Annotated in this window: 14 protein-coding genes and 1 riboswitch; of the genes, 4 read left to right on the top strand and 10 right to left on the bottom strand. The window is 74.3% G+C overall.

What is annotated here, in order from left to right; translation table 11 throughout:
* Nucleotides 1-14: 14 nt before the first annotated feature.
* From AAG589_RS18535 to AAG589_RS18560, 6 genes are all read right to left on the bottom strand, one after another.
* Nucleotides 15-248 carry a helix-turn-helix domain-containing protein gene (locus AAG589_RS18535; RefSeq protein WP_430568774.1) on the bottom strand — a complete coding sequence of 78 codons (234 nt, stop codon included), beginning with the start codon at nucleotides 246-248 and terminating at the stop codon, nucleotides 15-17.
* 252 nt (nucleotides 249-500) lie between these two features.
* Nucleotides 501-869, bottom strand: a complete 369-nt coding sequence (gene gcvH, locus AAG589_RS18540) for a glycine cleavage system protein GcvH (protein WP_430568775.1) — start codon at nucleotides 867-869, stop codon at nucleotides 501-503.
* Nucleotides 870-921: 52 nt separating this feature from the next.
* The gene (gene gcvT / locus AAG589_RS18545) at nucleotides 922-2,088 is read right to left on the bottom strand and encodes a glycine cleavage system aminomethyltransferase GcvT (protein ID WP_430568776.1); all 1,167 of its coding nucleotides are present in this window, start codon (nucleotides 2,086-2,088) and stop codon (nucleotides 922-924) included.
* A gap of 97 nt (nucleotides 2,089-2,185) precedes the next feature.
* Entirely contained in the window at nucleotides 2,186-5,290 is a 3,105-nt protein-coding gene (gene gcvPB, locus AAG589_RS18550; RefSeq protein ID WP_446719766.1) for an aminomethyl-transferring glycine dehydrogenase subunit GcvPB, read from the bottom strand.
* Between the two features lie 146 nt (nucleotides 5,291-5,436).
* A riboswitch (glycine riboswitch) is annotated at nucleotides 5,437-5,543 on the bottom strand.
* 77 nt (nucleotides 5,544-5,620) lie between these two features.
* Nucleotides 5,621-6,286 (bottom strand): HdeD family acid-resistance protein, encoded by a 666-nt coding sequence (locus AAG589_RS18555; RefSeq protein WP_430568777.1) that lies wholly within the window; start codon nucleotides 6,284-6,286, stop codon nucleotides 5,621-5,623.
* 78 nt (nucleotides 6,287-6,364) lie between these two features.
* Nucleotides 6,365-7,273 (bottom strand): LysR family transcriptional regulator, encoded by a 909-nt coding sequence (locus AAG589_RS18560; RefSeq protein WP_430568778.1) that lies wholly within the window; start codon nucleotides 7,271-7,273, stop codon nucleotides 6,365-6,367.
* A gap of 185 nt (nucleotides 7,274-7,458) precedes the next feature.
* On the opposite strand from AAG589_RS18560, the gene AAG589_RS18565 reads away from it, so the two are divergent.
* Nucleotides 7,459-7,854 (top strand): CBU_0592 family membrane protein, encoded by a 396-nt coding sequence (locus AAG589_RS18565; protein ID WP_430568779.1) that lies wholly within the window; start codon nucleotides 7,459-7,461, stop codon nucleotides 7,852-7,854.
* 22 nt (nucleotides 7,855-7,876) lie between these two features.
* Here the strand turns inward: AAG589_RS18565 and AAG589_RS18570 are convergent, their stop codons facing one another.
* From AAG589_RS18570 to AAG589_RS18580, 3 genes are all read right to left on the bottom strand, one after another.
* Nucleotides 7,877-8,371 carry a DUF6328 family protein gene (locus AAG589_RS18570; protein WP_430568780.1) on the bottom strand — a complete coding sequence of 165 codons (495 nt, stop codon included), beginning with the start codon at nucleotides 8,369-8,371 and terminating at the stop codon, nucleotides 7,877-7,879.
* Nucleotides 8,368-9,135 (bottom strand): endonuclease/exonuclease/phosphatase family protein, encoded by a 768-nt coding sequence (locus AAG589_RS18575; RefSeq protein ID WP_430568781.1) that lies wholly within the window; start codon nucleotides 9,133-9,135, stop codon nucleotides 8,368-8,370. Before AAG589_RS18575 ends, AAG589_RS18570 begins: the two co-directional genes overlap by 4 nt.
* 280 nt (nucleotides 9,136-9,415) lie before the next feature.
* On the bottom strand, nucleotides 9,416-10,597 hold the full coding sequence (locus AAG589_RS18580) for an aminotransferase class I/II-fold pyridoxal phosphate-dependent enzyme (protein ID WP_430568782.1): 1,182 nt from the start codon (nucleotides 10,595-10,597) through the stop codon (nucleotides 9,416-9,418).
* Nucleotides 10,598-10,692: 95 nt separating this feature from the next.
* Here AAG589_RS18580 and AAG589_RS18585 point away from each other — a divergent pair, with 95 nt between their 5' ends.
* The 3 genes from AAG589_RS18585 (at nucleotide 10,693) to AAG589_RS18595 (ending at nucleotide 13,340) form a co-directional block, all read left to right on the top strand.
* Entirely contained in the window at nucleotides 10,693-11,226 is a 534-nt protein-coding gene (locus AAG589_RS18585; protein ID WP_430568783.1) for a DnaJ family domain-containing protein, read from the top strand.
* A 172-nt stretch (nucleotides 11,227-11,398) separates the two neighbouring features.
* The gene (locus tag AAG589_RS18590) at nucleotides 11,399-12,448 is read left to right on the top strand and encodes a zinc-binding dehydrogenase (protein ID WP_430568784.1); all 1,050 of its coding nucleotides are present in this window, start codon (nucleotides 11,399-11,401) and stop codon (nucleotides 12,446-12,448) included.
* Nucleotides 12,449-12,491: 43 nt separating this feature from the next.
* Nucleotides 12,492-13,340 carry a Nif3-like dinuclear metal center hexameric protein gene (locus AAG589_RS18595; RefSeq protein ID WP_430568785.1) on the top strand — a complete coding sequence of 283 codons (849 nt, stop codon included), beginning with the start codon at nucleotides 12,492-12,494 and terminating at the stop codon, nucleotides 13,338-13,340.
* On the opposite strand, the gene AAG589_RS18600 is transcribed toward AAG589_RS18595, so the two are convergent.
* Nucleotides 13,328-13,744 (bottom strand): RidA family protein, encoded by a 417-nt coding sequence (locus AAG589_RS18600; RefSeq protein ID WP_430568786.1) that lies wholly within the window; start codon nucleotides 13,742-13,744, stop codon nucleotides 13,328-13,330. The two genes, AAG589_RS18595 and AAG589_RS18600, sit on opposite strands and share 13 nt — an antisense overlap.
* Between the last annotated feature and the right edge of the window lie 77 nt (nucleotides 13,745-13,821).

The following is a 13,821-nucleotide window of genomic DNA, read 5'->3' on the forward strand; positions in this document are numbered from 1 at the left end:
GCACCTCCCCGCGGTCAGCCGACTCCGAGGCCGGCCTGTCGCGCCCATGCGACGGCCTCCGCCCGGTTGGAGACGCCGATCTTGCGGTACACGCTACGCACCTGCGACTTCACCGTGTTCCGGGTGACGAACAGCTTGGTCGCGATCTGCTCGAGGGTGACGTCCTCGGACAGGTTGGACAGCACCACGCGCTCGCGCCGCGTCAGCAGGCGGTTCGTCACCGGGCCGGTCACTTCGATAACGCTCATCGTTCTTCCTCCGACGACGGCCGCCGACCCGAGAGGTCGGCCAGGGGAAGCCGTCATGGATGAAGATGCGCGGGGAGCCCGGTCATGACGCGGAATCTCACCCTTGCTCGTCGCCCAGGGACGACGACGGCCGCCTCTCGCCCGGTGGCGGGGCGAGGGCGGCCGTGTTACCGCAGGTCAGCGCGGTTATCTCAGGCAATCAACGCATTTCGGGCCCGAGGTCACGATTCGGTCACGGGTACCGGGAAAGCGTCAGCCCGCCTGGGCGGCGTACTCCTCGGCCGTGAGCAGCGCGCCCCGCGAGGTGACCTCGACCTTGAAGAGCCAGCCCGCGCCGAAGGGGTCGGAGTTCACCACGGCGGGGTCGTCCACGGCGGACTGGTTGACCTCCACCACGGTGCCGCTCACGGGCGAGTACAGCTCCGAGACGGACTTGGTCGACTCGATCTCGCCGACGACAGCGCCCGCCTCGATCGCGGCGCCCACCTCCGGCAGCTCGAGGTAGACGACGTCGCCCAGCGCGTCGGCGGCGACGGACGTGACGCCGATCGTGGCGGGCGACGCGTCGTCCACCCACTCGTGCTCGGCGGAGTAGCGCAGGTTCTCGGGGAAGTCGGCCATCGGTGTGCTCCTGTGTGTTCGGGACGGACTCGGGTGCTCGAGGACGATCGTCCTATGCCCGCCGGTAAAACGGCAGCGGGACGACGACGAACGGCTCGGCGCGCCCGCGGACGTCGACGGCCAGCTCGGTGCCCTCGGCGGACACCTCGGGCGTCACGTACGCCATCGCGACCGGGTAGCCGAGCGTCGGCGACGGCGCGCCCGAGGTCACCGTGCCGACGACGGCGCCCGCCGCCCCGTCGAGACCGCGCTGCACGACGTCGTACCCCGCCCGCGCCGGGCGGCGCGCCTCGCCGCGCAGGCCGACGAGCACGCGCGCGGGCTCGCTCTGCGCGCGCGCCGCGAGGGCGTCGCGGCCCACGAACGGCAGCGGCTCGCCGTCGGCGCCGGTCTTGTCGAGCTTCACGACGCGCCCGAGCCCGGCCTCGTACGGCGTGGTGGTCGCGTCGAGCTCGTGCCCGTACAGCGGCATGCCCGCCTCGAGGCGCAGCGAGTCGCGCGCGGACAGGCCCGCCGGCACCAGGCCGCGGGTCTCCCCCGCCGCGAGCAGCGCCCGCCAGAGCTCCACGGCGCGGTCGGCGGGTGCGAACAGCTCGAAGCCGTCCTCCCCCGTGTACCCCGTGCGCGCCAGCAGCACCTCGATGCCGGCCACGGTGGCGGGCGCGGAGGCGTAGTACCGCATGGTGCGGACCGTGTCGACGTCGTCCGGCGCCGTGAGGCCGGCGACGATCTCCTCGGCCTGCGGGCCCTGCACCGCCACCAGCGCGGTCTCGGCCGACCGGTCCGTCACGACCGTGTCGAACCCGGCCGCCCGCGCGACCAGCTCGGCCGCGACGCGCGGCGCGTTGCCCGCGTTCGCGACGACGAGGAAGTGCTCCTCGGCCAAGCGGTAGACGATGAGGTCGTCCAGGACGGAGCCGTCCTCGGCGCAGATCATCGAGTACCGCGCGCGGCCCACGCCGATCGCGCTCGCGTTGCCCACCAGCGCCTGGTCCAGCGCCGCGCCGGCCTGCGCGCCCTCGAGGTGGATCTCCCCCATGTGCGACAGGTCGAACAGCCCCGCGGCCTCGCGCACGGCGCGGTGCTCGGCGAGGTCGGACGTGTACCGCAGCGGCATCAGCCAGCCGCCGAAGCCGGTGAGGCTCGCGCCCAGCGCGACGTGCTCGTCGTGCAGCGGGGTCTTCTTCTCCGCCGTCGTGTCCTGCTGGTCCTCGGCCATCGAGGCTCCCTTCGATGTGTCTCGGGTCGAGCGTTGTGAGCGGGCGTTTGGCCCAGTTCTGCGTCGAAACAGGGCCAAACGCCCGCTCACAGCGAGGTCAGTGGGCGATCGGCTCCGCGTAGGACTCCAGCGGCGGGCACGCGCACACGAGGTTGCGGTCGCCCTTGGCCCCGTCGATGCGGCGCACGGGCGCCCAGTACTTCGCGCTCCGCAGGCTGGCCAGCGGGAACGCGGCGAGCTCGCGGGAGTACGGGTGCGTCCACTCGTCGGCGACGACGCTCGCGGCGGTGTGCGGGGCGTGCCGCAGCGGCGAGTCCTCGGCGCTCCACTCCCCCGCCGCCACGCGGTCGATCTCGCCGCGGATGGCGATCATCGCGTCGACGAAGCGGTCCAGCTCCGCCAGGTCCTCGCTCTCGGTCGGCTCCACCATGAGCGTGCCCGCCACCGGGAACGACATCGTCGGCGCGTGGAACCCGTAGTCGATGAGCCGCTTGGCCACGTCCTCGGCCGTCACGCCCGTCTCGGCGGTCATCGGCCGCAGGTCGAGGATGCACTCGTGCGCGACCAGGCCGTTCTCGCCCGTGTACAGCACCGGGAAGTACGGGTCCAGGCGCTTGGCGACGTAGTTGGCGGTCAGGACGGCGGCCTTCGACGCCTCCGTCAGCCCGTCCGGGCCCATCAGCGCGAGGTACGCGTACGAGATCGGCAGGATGCCGGCCGACCCGTGCGGCGCGGCGCTCACCGGCACCCCTCCGTTGGTCGAGCGTGTCGAGACCGGGTCCCCCGGCAGGAACGGCACCAGGTGCGCCGCCACGGCCACCGGGCCCACGCCCGGGCCGCCGCCGCCGTGCGGGATGCAGAACGTCTTGTGCAGGTTGAGGTGCGAGACGTCGCCGCCGAACTCCCCCGGCCGTGCCAGGCCGACCAGCGCGTTGAGGTTCGCCCCGTCGATGTACACCTGGCCACCAGCCTCGTGTACAAGGTCGCAGACCTGACGGACGTGCTCCTCGTAGACCCCGTGCGTCGACGGGTACGTGATCATGATCCCGGCCACCTGCGGGCCATGCTGCTCCAGCTTCGCGCGCAGGTCGTCGAGCTGGATCTCGCCGTCGTCCGCCGTCGCCACGACCACGACGCGCAGGCCCGCCAGCGCCGCCGACGCCGCGTTCGTGCCGTGCGCCGACGCCGGGATCAGCACGATGTCCCGGTGCTCCTCGCCGCGCGACCGGTGGTACCCCTTGATCGCCAGCAGCCCCGCGAACTCGCCCTGCGAGCCCGCGTTCGGCTGCACCGACACCGCCGCGTACCCCGTGATCTCCGCCAGCTGCGCCTCCAGCGTCGACACCAGCTCCGCGTAGCCCAGCGCCTGGTCGGCCGGCACGTACGGGTGGATGTCCGCGAAGCCCGGCCAGCTGATCGCCTCCATCTCCGCCGTCGCGTTGAGCTTCATCGTGCACGAGCCCAGCGGGATCATCGTGCGGTCCAGCGCCAGGTCCTTGTCGCTCAGGGACCGCAGGTACCGGAGCATCGAGGTCTCGGAGCGGTGCACGTGGAAGATGGGGTGCTGGAGGTAGGCGGTGGTCCGGGTCACCTCGGTGGGTAGCGCCGCGGGGAGGTCGGAGGCCCTTCGCGCGGACGCGTTCACGGGCGCCTGGGCGCCCTCCACTTCGGGAATTCTTACGTCCGCGCGAAGGCCCTCCGGCCTCCCCGCTTCCTGCACCGTGTCGGCGTCGCCTCCGCCCACCACGGCGGCGAAGGCGGCGAGGACTGCTTCGACGTCGGACTCGGTGGTGGTCTCGTCGCAGGCGATCTGTACGTGGTCCGCGTCGGCCTTGTACAGGTTGTAGCCGGCGTCGGCGGCCGCTGCCACGACGCGCCCTGCCTGCCCGGGGACGACGGCGCGGACGGTGTCGAAGAAGACGGCGTGCTCGACCGTGATGCCCGCGGCGCGCAGGCCGTCGGCGACCGCGGCGGCGCGGGCGTGGGTGCGCTCGGCGATGGCCTTCAGGCCGTCGGGGCCGTGGTAGACCGCGTACATCGAGGCCACGATGGCGAGGAGCGCCTGCGCCGTGCAGATGTTGCTGGTCGCCTTCTCGCGGCGGATGTGCTGCTCGCGGGTGGCCAGGGCCAGGCGCAGGCCCGTGGCGCCGTCGGCGTCGGTCGAGACGCCCACCAGGCGGCCCGGGAGCTGGCGCTCCAGGCCCTTGCGCACGGCCATGAAGGCGGCGTGCGGGCCGCCGTAGAACAGCGGGACGCCGAAGCGCTGCGCCGAGCCGACCGAGACGTCCGCGCCCAGCTCGCCGGGCGACGTCAGCAGCGTGAGGGCCAGGAGGTCCGCGGCCACCGTGACCAGCGCGCCGCGCTCCTTGGCCTCGGCCACGACGTCGCGCGCGTCCAGCACCCGGCCCGACGCGCCCGCCTGCTGCACGACCACGCCCACCAGGTCGCCGTCGGGCAGCGTGCCGCCCGCCGCGACGAACGCCTCGAGGCCCGCCGCCAGGCCGCCGTCGAGGCCGACCACGACCACCGGCAGGCCGATCGCCTCCGCGCGGCCGCGCGTGACGGCCAGGCTCTGCGGGAACAGGTCGGCGTCGAGCACCACGTAGCCGGTCTTCGCGCGCGAGGCGCGCCACATCAGCGCGACCGCCTCGGCGACGGCGGTCGCCTCGTCGAGCAGGGACGCGCCCGCGATCCCGAGGCCCGTGAGGTCCTCGACCGCCTGCTGGAAGTTCAGCAGCGCCTCGAGGCGGCCCTGGGAGATCTCGGGCTGGTACGGCGTGTACGCGGTGTACCAGGCGGGGGACTCGAGCACGTTGCGGCGGATCACCGGGGGAGTGGTGGTGCCGTAGTAGCCCAGCCCGATCATCTGGCGCTTGACCTGGTTCTTGCCCGCGAGGTCGCGCAGGTGCGCCAGCACCTCGGCCTCGGTGCGGGCGGCCGGCAGGTCGAGCGGGCGGTCGGTGCGGATCGATGCCGGGACGGCGGCGTCGGCCAGCGCGTCCAGGCTCGCGTGACCGAGCGTGTCGAGCATCGCGGCGACCTCGCGGCCCCGCGGGCCCACGTGCCGGTCGGCGAAGACGTCGGGGTCGACGCCGGTGCGGGTGCCGGAGAGAGTGATCGAGTCGTCCGGGAGGGTCACGTCGGAGCTCCGTGGGTCGGGCCGGGCAGGCGGGGGACTGGCGGGTCCTCCCCGCTCTGTCATCGGACGCGCGCGCGTCGACCTGAGAGTTTTGCCGGTCCGCCATGGCGCCGTCGCAGACGTGACCTACGACGTCGACGGGGCGCGCCGACTTGCACCGTCGGTGGGCCCGACCGTCGCAGGACGGCCGGACCGCTTTCCAGAGTTGCCTCGCCGCGACGGTACGGATGCCTGAGAGATTCCCGGGGAGGGTTGCTCCTTCGGCGCCGGCCGGCCACCTTGCGGGGCACGGCGCGAGCTCTCCCGTCGCGGTTCGAGCGGCTATGTGGCAACCGCACCCGGAGGTACGGCCGCGTTGTGGGCAGCCGGGGCTGCGGTGTGACGCGGCCGATCCTACCCGGCCGCGGCGCCGTCGCGGGCCTTGCGGGCGTCGCGGGAGCGGGTGCCCGCCGAGAACGCGCCTACGACCAGCACGGCGCCGGCCATCAGCAGGTACAGGGCGAGCAGCTGGGCCGACGTCGCGACGCTCGTGCTGGGCCGCGCGAGCATGACCACGCCGAGCACGATCCAGAGCACCGCGTTGACGAGCTGCCAGTCCCACGACGTCGTGCGCAGCGCCCGGCCCCGCAGCGCGCCGATGACGCCGGCCACGCCCGCCGCGCACGCCCACACTGCCACGACCAGCACCATCACCGGTCCGGACATCGACGGCCAGAGCACGATCACCAGGCCCGCGGCGATGCTCACGATCCCCGCCAGCAGCCGCCAGCTCACCTCGTCGCCCTCGCCCCGGCGCCGCCCCGAGCGCTTGGTCGGGGCGCCCTCCACGGTGAGCAGGACGCCCTGCGCGACGATCACGAGACCGACCAGCCACCGCACCCACGTGAGCCCCTGGTCCGGGTTCGCGAACAGCACCACGCCGGCCGCCAGGTAGAGCAGCGCGCGCAGGTACGTCAGGCCCCACAACCGCCGCGCGACGCCGAGCGTGCGGTCCGACAGGGGCGCCGGACCCTGGTCCTTCCCGTCCGCCGGGGCCGCGCCCGGCGTGGTCTCACCCATGTCGTGATGGTAGGAGCGCCCGCGGCCGGACGCGCGCCGGACCTGCGGCGTCGCGCCCTGCCGGCGCCGACGTCGCCGTCAGCCGAGCTCGAAGTCGCGGGTCACCTCGACCATGGCGTCGACGACGGCGCGCACGGCCGGGCCGGGCTCGTGCCGCGTGGCGCGGTGCCGCGCGACGATGCGGCGCGTGCCGAGGCCGGCGAGGCGCGCGACCTCGACGCCCTCCGGCACGTCCCCGCCCTGGAGCGCGAGCGCGGGCAGCATGGCCACCCCCTGGTTCGCCGCGACGAGCGCCAGCGCGGTGTCGAAGTCGAAGAAGGCGTGCCGCTGGCTGACGGTCGTCCCGAGCGTGCGGGCCAGGCGGCGCAGCGCGCGGTCGGACGCGGTGTCGGCCTCCGCGCCGACCCACTGCAGGTTCGCGAGGTCGTCGAGGCGCTCGGGCATGGGGAGCCCGGCCGGCACGACGACGCACCACGGCTCGTCGAGCAGGGGGACGTCGTGCACGCCGCGGGGGGCGGGGGAGTCCATGTCGACGTCGCGCTCCAGGAGGATGACGTCGAGGTCCCCGGCACGCAGCATGCGGATCGCCTCGGCCGGCTCGTGCTCGCGCACGTCCACCTCGACGCCGGGGTACTGCTCGGCCAGGTCGAGCAGCATGGGCGCCACCACGGCACGGATCCCCGTCTGGAACGCACCGAGCACGACCTTGCCGCTCACGCCCTCGCCGAGCGCGGCGATCGCCTGGCGGGCCTCGAGCAGCTCGGCCTCGATGCGCTCACCCGCCTCGGCCAGCACGCGGCCGGCCGGGGTGAGGGTGACGCCCCGCGGCCCGCGGTCGAGGACGGCGACGCCCTCCTCGGACTCGATCCGAGCGATTTGCTGAGACACCGCGGACGGGGTGACATGCAGAAGATCTGCTGCCGCGAGGACGCCCCCGGCACGGTGCACGGCAAGGAGGAAGGCAAGTCTCCGTGGGTCTGTAGCCATGTAGAGATACTAACTGCCTCTCGGAGAAGGATTTGATTGTGCTGAAGGCAGATCGTGCTGCAGAATCGTTTCGACGCCAGGCCGGAGCTCTCCGGTTCCCCGGTTCCGGGGGCGGCGTCCCACACCCTCAGATCTTCCTTCCCGTGGCACACGTGTGCCACGCCGACCCCCCGGAGGTGCCCGTCATGACGATCTCCCTGCTGACCGTGATTACTGCCCTCGGGTGGGTCGGCGCCATCGCCGTCGTCCTCGCCTACGGCATGGTGAGCAAGGGCCGCTGGACGGCCGACGGCATCCAGTTCCAGCTGGCCAACTTCGCCGGCGCGGCCGTGATGCTCCTCATCGCGATCATGAACGGCATCTGGCCGTCCGCCCTCGCGAACGTCGCCGCCGTCATCATCGGCGCCCTCGCGATGCGCACCATCGCCCGCAACCGCCGCTCCGAGCGCGCGGCCGCCGCACGGCTCGCCGCCGTCCAGACGACCGGCGACCCGCACGCCGTCGCCGTGGTGGACGGGTCCGCCGGCGACCTGCCGGTCGCCGAGCTCCCGCGCGCCGAGCGCGTCGACCTCGCCGCCTGACACCCTCGGGGCGCCGGAGGGGTCACGACCTCCGGCGCACCACGGCGGGCACCACCGCCCACAGGCCGAGCAGCACGACGGCCGACGCGGCCCCGACGACGAGCCCCGCCGTCCGGCCCACGACGACGTCGAACACGAGCTCCGCCGTGCCGGACAGCGCGATCGCGAGCAGCACGAGTCCCGCGCGGGTCATCCGGTCGCCACCCGTGACCACGGAGCGCTTGAGGTGCTGGCGGAACAGCGCCCGGTGCAGCGCGACCGGGGCGACCAGCAGGCCCGTCGTCGCGACGCACACGAGGACCAGCACCAGGTAGACCGTCCGCTGGTAGTCGTCCAGGTCCCCGAACCGGCTCTGGAACGGCAGGATCAGCAGGAACCCGGTGAGGATCTGCACGCCCGTCTGCATGACGCGCAGCTCCTGCAGCAGCTCGTTCCAGTTGCGGTCCGAGCGCTGCTCCGGCGTCTCCGGGCGGCCGTGGGCCCGGTCGGGCAAGCCGCCGGTGGGCTCGTCCGTCATCCCGCGTCCTCGCCCAGCGCGACGTCGACCACGACCGCACGGTGGTCGCTGACGCCGAGGTCCACGGCCCGGGCGGCGGTGGTCGCGACGACCGGTCCGTCGGCCAGCACGTGGTCGATCCGGAGCCAGGGTCGCGTGCGCGGGTAGGTGGGCACGTGCACCAGCTCGCGCCATCCCGTGCGCCGGGCCGGCAGGTCGCCGCGGGTGTTGAGGTCGCCCAGCAGCACCAACGGTCGTGGCGCGTGCCGCAGCCGGTGCCGCAGCCGCCGCAGCTGCGCCCCCTTCCACGGCTCGCTCTTCGACAGGTGCGTGGCGGCCACGGTCAGCAGGCCGTCGGGCGTCGCGACGGCGGCCGCGACGGCGACGCGCGGCTCGTCCACCCCCAGCGGGGGCAGGCCCGGCACGTTGAGGCCGGGCAGCCGCATGGCGTGCCACGCCCGCACCGGGTGACGGCTGAGCAGCGCGACGCCGTAGCCGGGCGGGGCGGGCAGGCGGCCGTCGTCGCCACTCGTCGTGCGCCGCGCCCGACGGCGGCGCCACGCCGGGTCGAGCGACCCGCGGATCGCGGGGACGAAGCGGTGCTCCGGCATGCCGAGCGTCGTGGCCAGCCGGTACGCCTGCGCCTCGCCGTCGGACCGCGCCTGGCCGTGGTCCACCTCCTGCAGCGCCACGACGTCCGCGTCGAGCGCGGCCAGCGCCGCCCCCAGGCGGTCGAGGTCCACCCGCCGCCCGTCCACCAGCGCGTGCTGGACGTTCGCCGTCACCAGCCGGATCATCCGCCCTCCGTCCACGAGGTAGTCCGGAGCCTGCCGAGGTAGTTCAGATCGTGCCGAGGTAGTCCACACCCCCGCGAGGTAGTTCGAAGCTCCGCGAGGTAGTTCAGATCGTGCCGAGGTAGTTCAGGTCCTCGCGAGGTAGTGCGAGCCTCCCGCACGAGGCGCCGTCTCGCACCCACGACCGGTCCGCACTGGGACTACCTCGCGGAGCTGTGAACTACCTCGGCACGATCTGGACTACCTCGCGCGAGGTCGGACTACCTCGGCGTCAGAGGGTGCGGTGCCAGGCGACGATGCGGCCGACGGCGCGGGAGACGACGTCGGGCGCGGCGGCGAAGGAGAGGCGCACCCAGTCGCCGCCGGCGACCGTGTCGAAGTCGGCGCCGGGGGTGATCGCCACGTCGGCCTCGGCGAGCAGCCGCCGGCAGTAGGTCACGGAGTCGCCGCCGACGGCGTCGCGGAAGCCGGCGACGTTCCCGTACAGGTAGAACGCGCCGTCGGCGGGGGCGACGGGGCGCCAGCCCAGCTCGTCCACACGGTCGAGGAGGGCGGCGCGCGACGCCGCGTACCGGGCCACGTTCTCGGCCGCGGCGGCGTAGCCGGCGGGGGAGAAGGCCGCGACGCCCGCGTGCTGCGCCAGTGCCGGGGGCGAGAGGGCCACGTTCCCGGCGAGCGCGTCGACGGGGCCGACCAGCTCGTCGGGCAGCACGAGCCAGCCCAGCCGCCAGCCGGTCATGGCCCAGTACTTGGAGAACGAGTTCACCACGACGGCGCCGGAGCCCGTGTACATCGCTGCCGTGACCTGCTGTACATCCGTGGAGTACGCGATGCCGTGGTAGATCTCGTCGCTGATCAGGCGCACGTCGTGCTCGTCGCACCAGCGGGCCAGGGCGGCCAGCTCGGCGGGCGGCAGCATCGTGCCGGTCGGGTTGGCGGGGGAGGCCACGACCAGGCCGTCCAGGCCGCCGTCGTAGTACGCCTCCATGAGCTGCGACACCGTGGGCTGGTAGCGGGTGTCGGGCCCGCAGTCGAGCTCCACCACCTCGCACCCCAGGGCCGCGAGGATGTTCTTGTACGCCGGGTAGCCGGGCCGCGCGAGCGCCACCCGGTCGCCGACGTCGAACGCGGCGAGGAACGCGAGCAGGAAGCCGCCGCTCGACCCCGTCGTCACGGCGATGCGCGCCGGGTCCACCTCGACGTCGTACCAGCGCCGGTAGTGCCCGGCGATCTCGCGCCGCAGGGCGGGGACGCCCATCGCCTCGGTGTAGCCGAGGTCGGCGGTGCGCAGCAGCTCCGCGGCCTTCTCCCGCACGACGTCCGACGCCCCCGTCGACGGCTCGCCCGCGCACAGGTTGAGCACGTCGTGCCCGGCGGCGCGGCGCTCGTTGGCCGTGGCCAGCACCTGCATGACGGCGAACGGCGGCACGTGGCTGCGTCGAGAGACCTTCATACGGCCATCATGCCGGGCGGCGCAGGGATCGGGGGCACGGCGCCGGGCGCACGGTCCGCCCTAGGCTGGATGGGGACGACCCGAGAGGAATGCCGATGTTCCGACGCCGCCGTGACGACCAGACCGACCCGGCACGCCGGGCCGCGCAGTACCAGGTGGACCGCGAGATCGCCGCGGACGCCGGGAACGACGGCGACGACGCCGCGTCCCCGGAGCAGCAGCGCCCCCGGCGACGCATGGACGACCGTGCGCTGTGGGTGGACACCGTCGTGGACCAGGCGATCCGCCGCGGCGAGTTCGACAACCTCCCGCTGGAGGGCAAGCCGATCCCCGGGCTGGGCGGCACGCACGACCCGGACTGGTGGCTGAAGAACCTCGTGGAGCGGGAGCAGATCACCGGCGTGCTGCCGGCCGCGCAGCTCCGGCGCGACGACGCCGAGCTCGACGAGACCCTCGACCGCGAGCCCGAGGAGGACCGGGTCCGCGCCATCGTCGAGGAGTTCAACGCGCGCGTCATCGACGCCCGCCGGCAGCTGCTCGGCGGGCCGCCGGTCGTGACACCCACGCGCGACGTCGAGCGCGAGGTGCAGCGGTGGCGCGAGCGCCGCCGCGCGCACGGGATCCGCTGAGGCGGCCCTAGGGGACGCCGTCGTGGTGACGGGATCGTCCGGGTCGGGGACGTCCCCGGCGGGGCTCGAGGCGGACCGGTTCTTCCGCCGGTGGCGGCATGCGCGCCCAACGCCCTGCACGACGGGCGGTGGCGATGTAGACAGGTCGGACACGACGCGAGGAGGTTGATCCATGGGCGTGTCCCAGACCATGCGTGCGGTGCGGATCACGGGGCACGGGGGACCCGAGGTCCTGGAGGTGACGGACGTGGCGACTCCGGTCCCACGGGCCCGTGAGGTGCTGGTCCGGGTCGACGCGGTGGCCCTCAACAACACGGACCTGTGGACGCGGGAGGGCGCCTACGGCCGCCCGGAGGACCCCCGCGCGCTGTCGGGCTGGCGCGGTCCGCTCGACTTCCCTCGCATCCAGGGCGCCGACGTCGCCGGGCGGGTGGTCGCCGTCGGCCCAGGGGCCGACGAGGCGATGGTCGGCCGGCGGGTGGTCGTCGACCCGGCGCTCTACGACGGCGAGGGGCCGGACGCGAACCCGGTGGGCCTGATGGGCAGCGAGCGCGACGGCGGCTACGCCGAGTACGTGACCGCCCCGGCCGGGCAGGTGCACGACGTGACGGGCTCCGCGCTCACGGACGACCAGCTCGCGGCCCTCCCGACCGCGTACGGCACGGCCCTGGGGATGATCGAGCGTGGCCGGCTGCAGGAGGGGGAGACAGTCCTGGTGTCCGGGGCGTCCGGGGGCGTGGGCGTCGCGGCCGTGCAGCTCGCCCGGGCCCGCGGCGCGCGCGTGGTCGCGATCAGCAGCGGGTCCAAGATCGACGCGGTCCGCGAGGCCGGCGCGCACGCCGTCGTCGACCGCGCGCAGGACGTCGTCGAGCAGGTCTGCGACGCCGCACCAGAGGGTGTCGACGTCGGGCTCGACGTCGTCGCCGGCGACCTGGTCGGGGCCGGCCTGCCGCTGCTGCGCGAGGGAGGCCGCTGGGTGGTCGCCGGCGCGCTCGGCGGGTACGAGGTGGCGTTCGACGTGCGCCGCCTCTACCTCCACAACGCGCAGGTGATCGGCTCCGCGATGCACACGCCCGCGCACTTCGCCCTCCTCATGGACCTGGCGCGTGACGCCGCGGTCCGGCCCCTCGTCGCCGCCACGTACCCCCTGGACCAGGCCGCGCAGGCGCAGGAGGAGCTCGCCCGCCGGCGACACGTGGGGAAGATCGTCCTGATTCCCTGACCCTGGGCCGGGCGATTCCGCGGGCCGCCCCTACGGTGGTGCCGTGACGAGCCTCAGCGACCCGACCCTCACCGCCGCCTGCCTGGTCGCCCGCGCGGCCGCGGCGCTGGCCGTGCCCCCGCGACCGACGACGGTCGACGGGATCGTCGCCGGCGACCCGGCGTCCGTGGTGCGGGGCGTCGCGGTCACCACGCTGGCCACGCTCGACGTGCTGGAGCGCGCGGTGGCGGCGGGGGCGAACGTCGTCGTCACGCACGAGCCGCCGGACTACGACCACACGGGCGCGGCGGTGCCCGACCTGGAGGCGGAGGGCGACCCGGTGCTGGCCTCGAAGCGCGCGTTCGTCGCCGACCACGGCCTCGTCGTGTGGCGCGCGCACGACGCCTGGCACGACCGCCGGCCGGACGGCGTCGACGAGGGCACCGCCCGGGCGCTCGGCTGGTCGCTCGACCCCGCCGCCGAGGGAGCGTCCGTGTGCGACGTCGCCCCGACGACGCTGGCGGACCTGGCCGCGCACGTCGCGACGGCGCTCGGTGCGCGCACCGCGCGCTACGTCGGCGACCCGGACCAGCCGGTGCGCCGCGTGGGCCTGGACCTGGGGTTCCGCGGCTTCGCGCGCAACCGCGCGATGCTGCGCCGCGACGACGTGGACGCCGTCGTCGCGGGGGAGGCGCACGAGTGGGAGACCCAGTCGTACGCGCTCGACGCCGCGCACCTCGGCACGACCGGCCGGGGTGCTCCGAAGGGGCTGGTCGTGGCGGGGCACGTCCCCGCCGAGCAGGCCGGGATGGCGCTCTTCGCCGACTGGCTGCGCGACGTCGTGCCGGAGGTGCCGGTGACGTTCCTGCCCACGCCGGACCTCGCCCGCCCGGCGGAGGTCTACGCCAGGTAGGCGAGCGCGTCGATCTCGACGAGCATCTCCTCGCGCGGCAGGCCGACCATCACGGTGGTGCGCGACGGCAGCACGGCGTCCGGGCCGAGGCACTCGGCGAGGAACGCGCCGTACGCGTCGTTCATGGCCGCGAAGTCGTCGCGCGTCGTGAGGTAGACGCGCAGCATGACGACGTCCGCCATCGTGCCGCCCCCCGCCCGCACGATCGCCTCGACGTTCTGCAGCGTGCGCGTGGTCTGCGCGGCGACGTCGCCGGGGTAGAGGTACTCGTTGGTCGCCGGGTCGACGGGACCCTGCCCGGAGACCTGCAGCAGGTTGCCCGCGCGCACCCCCTGGGAGAACGTGTGCGCCGGGGCGGGGGCCTGGTCGGTGGTGACGGCGGTCCTCGAGGTCTGCTCAGCCATCTGCTCGTCCTTTCGCGGGGTGGGTCCGGCCTCCCCGGGACCCGGCGTGCATTTCTGCGACCGGTGCGGCATCGTCG

Origin of the sequence: Isoptericola sp. F-RaC21 (assembly GCF_038593535.1) — a bacterium.
Classification (GTDB): Bacteria; Actinomycetota; Actinomycetes; order Actinomycetales; family Cellulomonadaceae; genus Isoptericola.

Excerpts from the sequence above, each read along its gene's own strand:
- AAG589_RS18535 (WP_430568774.1), bottom strand. The coding sequence starts at position 248 with ATGAGCGTTATCGAAGTGACCGGCCCGGTGACGAACCGCCTGCTGACG.
- gcvH (WP_430568775.1), bottom strand. The coding sequence starts at position 869 with ATGGCCGACTTCCCCGAGAACCTGCGCTACTCCGCCGAGCACGAGTGG.
- gcvT (WP_430568776.1), bottom strand. The coding sequence starts at position 2,088 with ATGGCCGAGGACCAGCAGGACACGACGGCGGAGAAGAAGACCCCGCTG.
- gcvPB (WP_446719766.1), bottom strand. The coding sequence starts at position 5,290 with ATGACAGAGCGGGGAGGACCCGCCAGTCCCCCGCCTGCCCGGCCCGAC.
- AAG589_RS18555 (WP_430568777.1), bottom strand. The coding sequence starts at position 6,286 with ATGGGTGAGACCACGCCGGGCGCGGCCCCGGCGGACGGGAAGGACCAG.
- AAG589_RS18560 (WP_430568778.1), bottom strand. The coding sequence starts at position 7,273 with ATGGCTACAGACCCACGGAGACTTGCCTTCCTCCTTGCCGTGCACCGT.
- AAG589_RS18565 (WP_430568779.1), top strand. The coding sequence starts at position 7,459 with ATGACGATCTCCCTGCTGACCGTGATTACTGCCCTCGGGTGGGTCGGC.
- AAG589_RS18570 (WP_430568780.1), bottom strand. The coding sequence starts at position 8,371 with ATGACGGACGAGCCCACCGGCGGCTTGCCCGACCGGGCCCACGGCCGC.
- AAG589_RS18580 (WP_430568782.1), bottom strand. The coding sequence starts at position 10,597 with ATGAAGGTCTCTCGACGCAGCCACGTGCCGCCGTTCGCCGTCATGCAG.
- AAG589_RS18585 (WP_430568783.1), top strand. The coding sequence starts at position 10,693 with ATGTTCCGACGCCGCCGTGACGACCAGACCGACCCGGCACGCCGGGCC.
- AAG589_RS18590 (WP_430568784.1), top strand. The coding sequence starts at position 11,399 with ATGGGCGTGTCCCAGACCATGCGTGCGGTGCGGATCACGGGGCACGGG.
- AAG589_RS18600 (WP_430568786.1), bottom strand. The coding sequence starts at position 13,744 with ATGGCTGAGCAGACCTCGAGGACCGCCGTCACCACCGACCAGGCCCCC.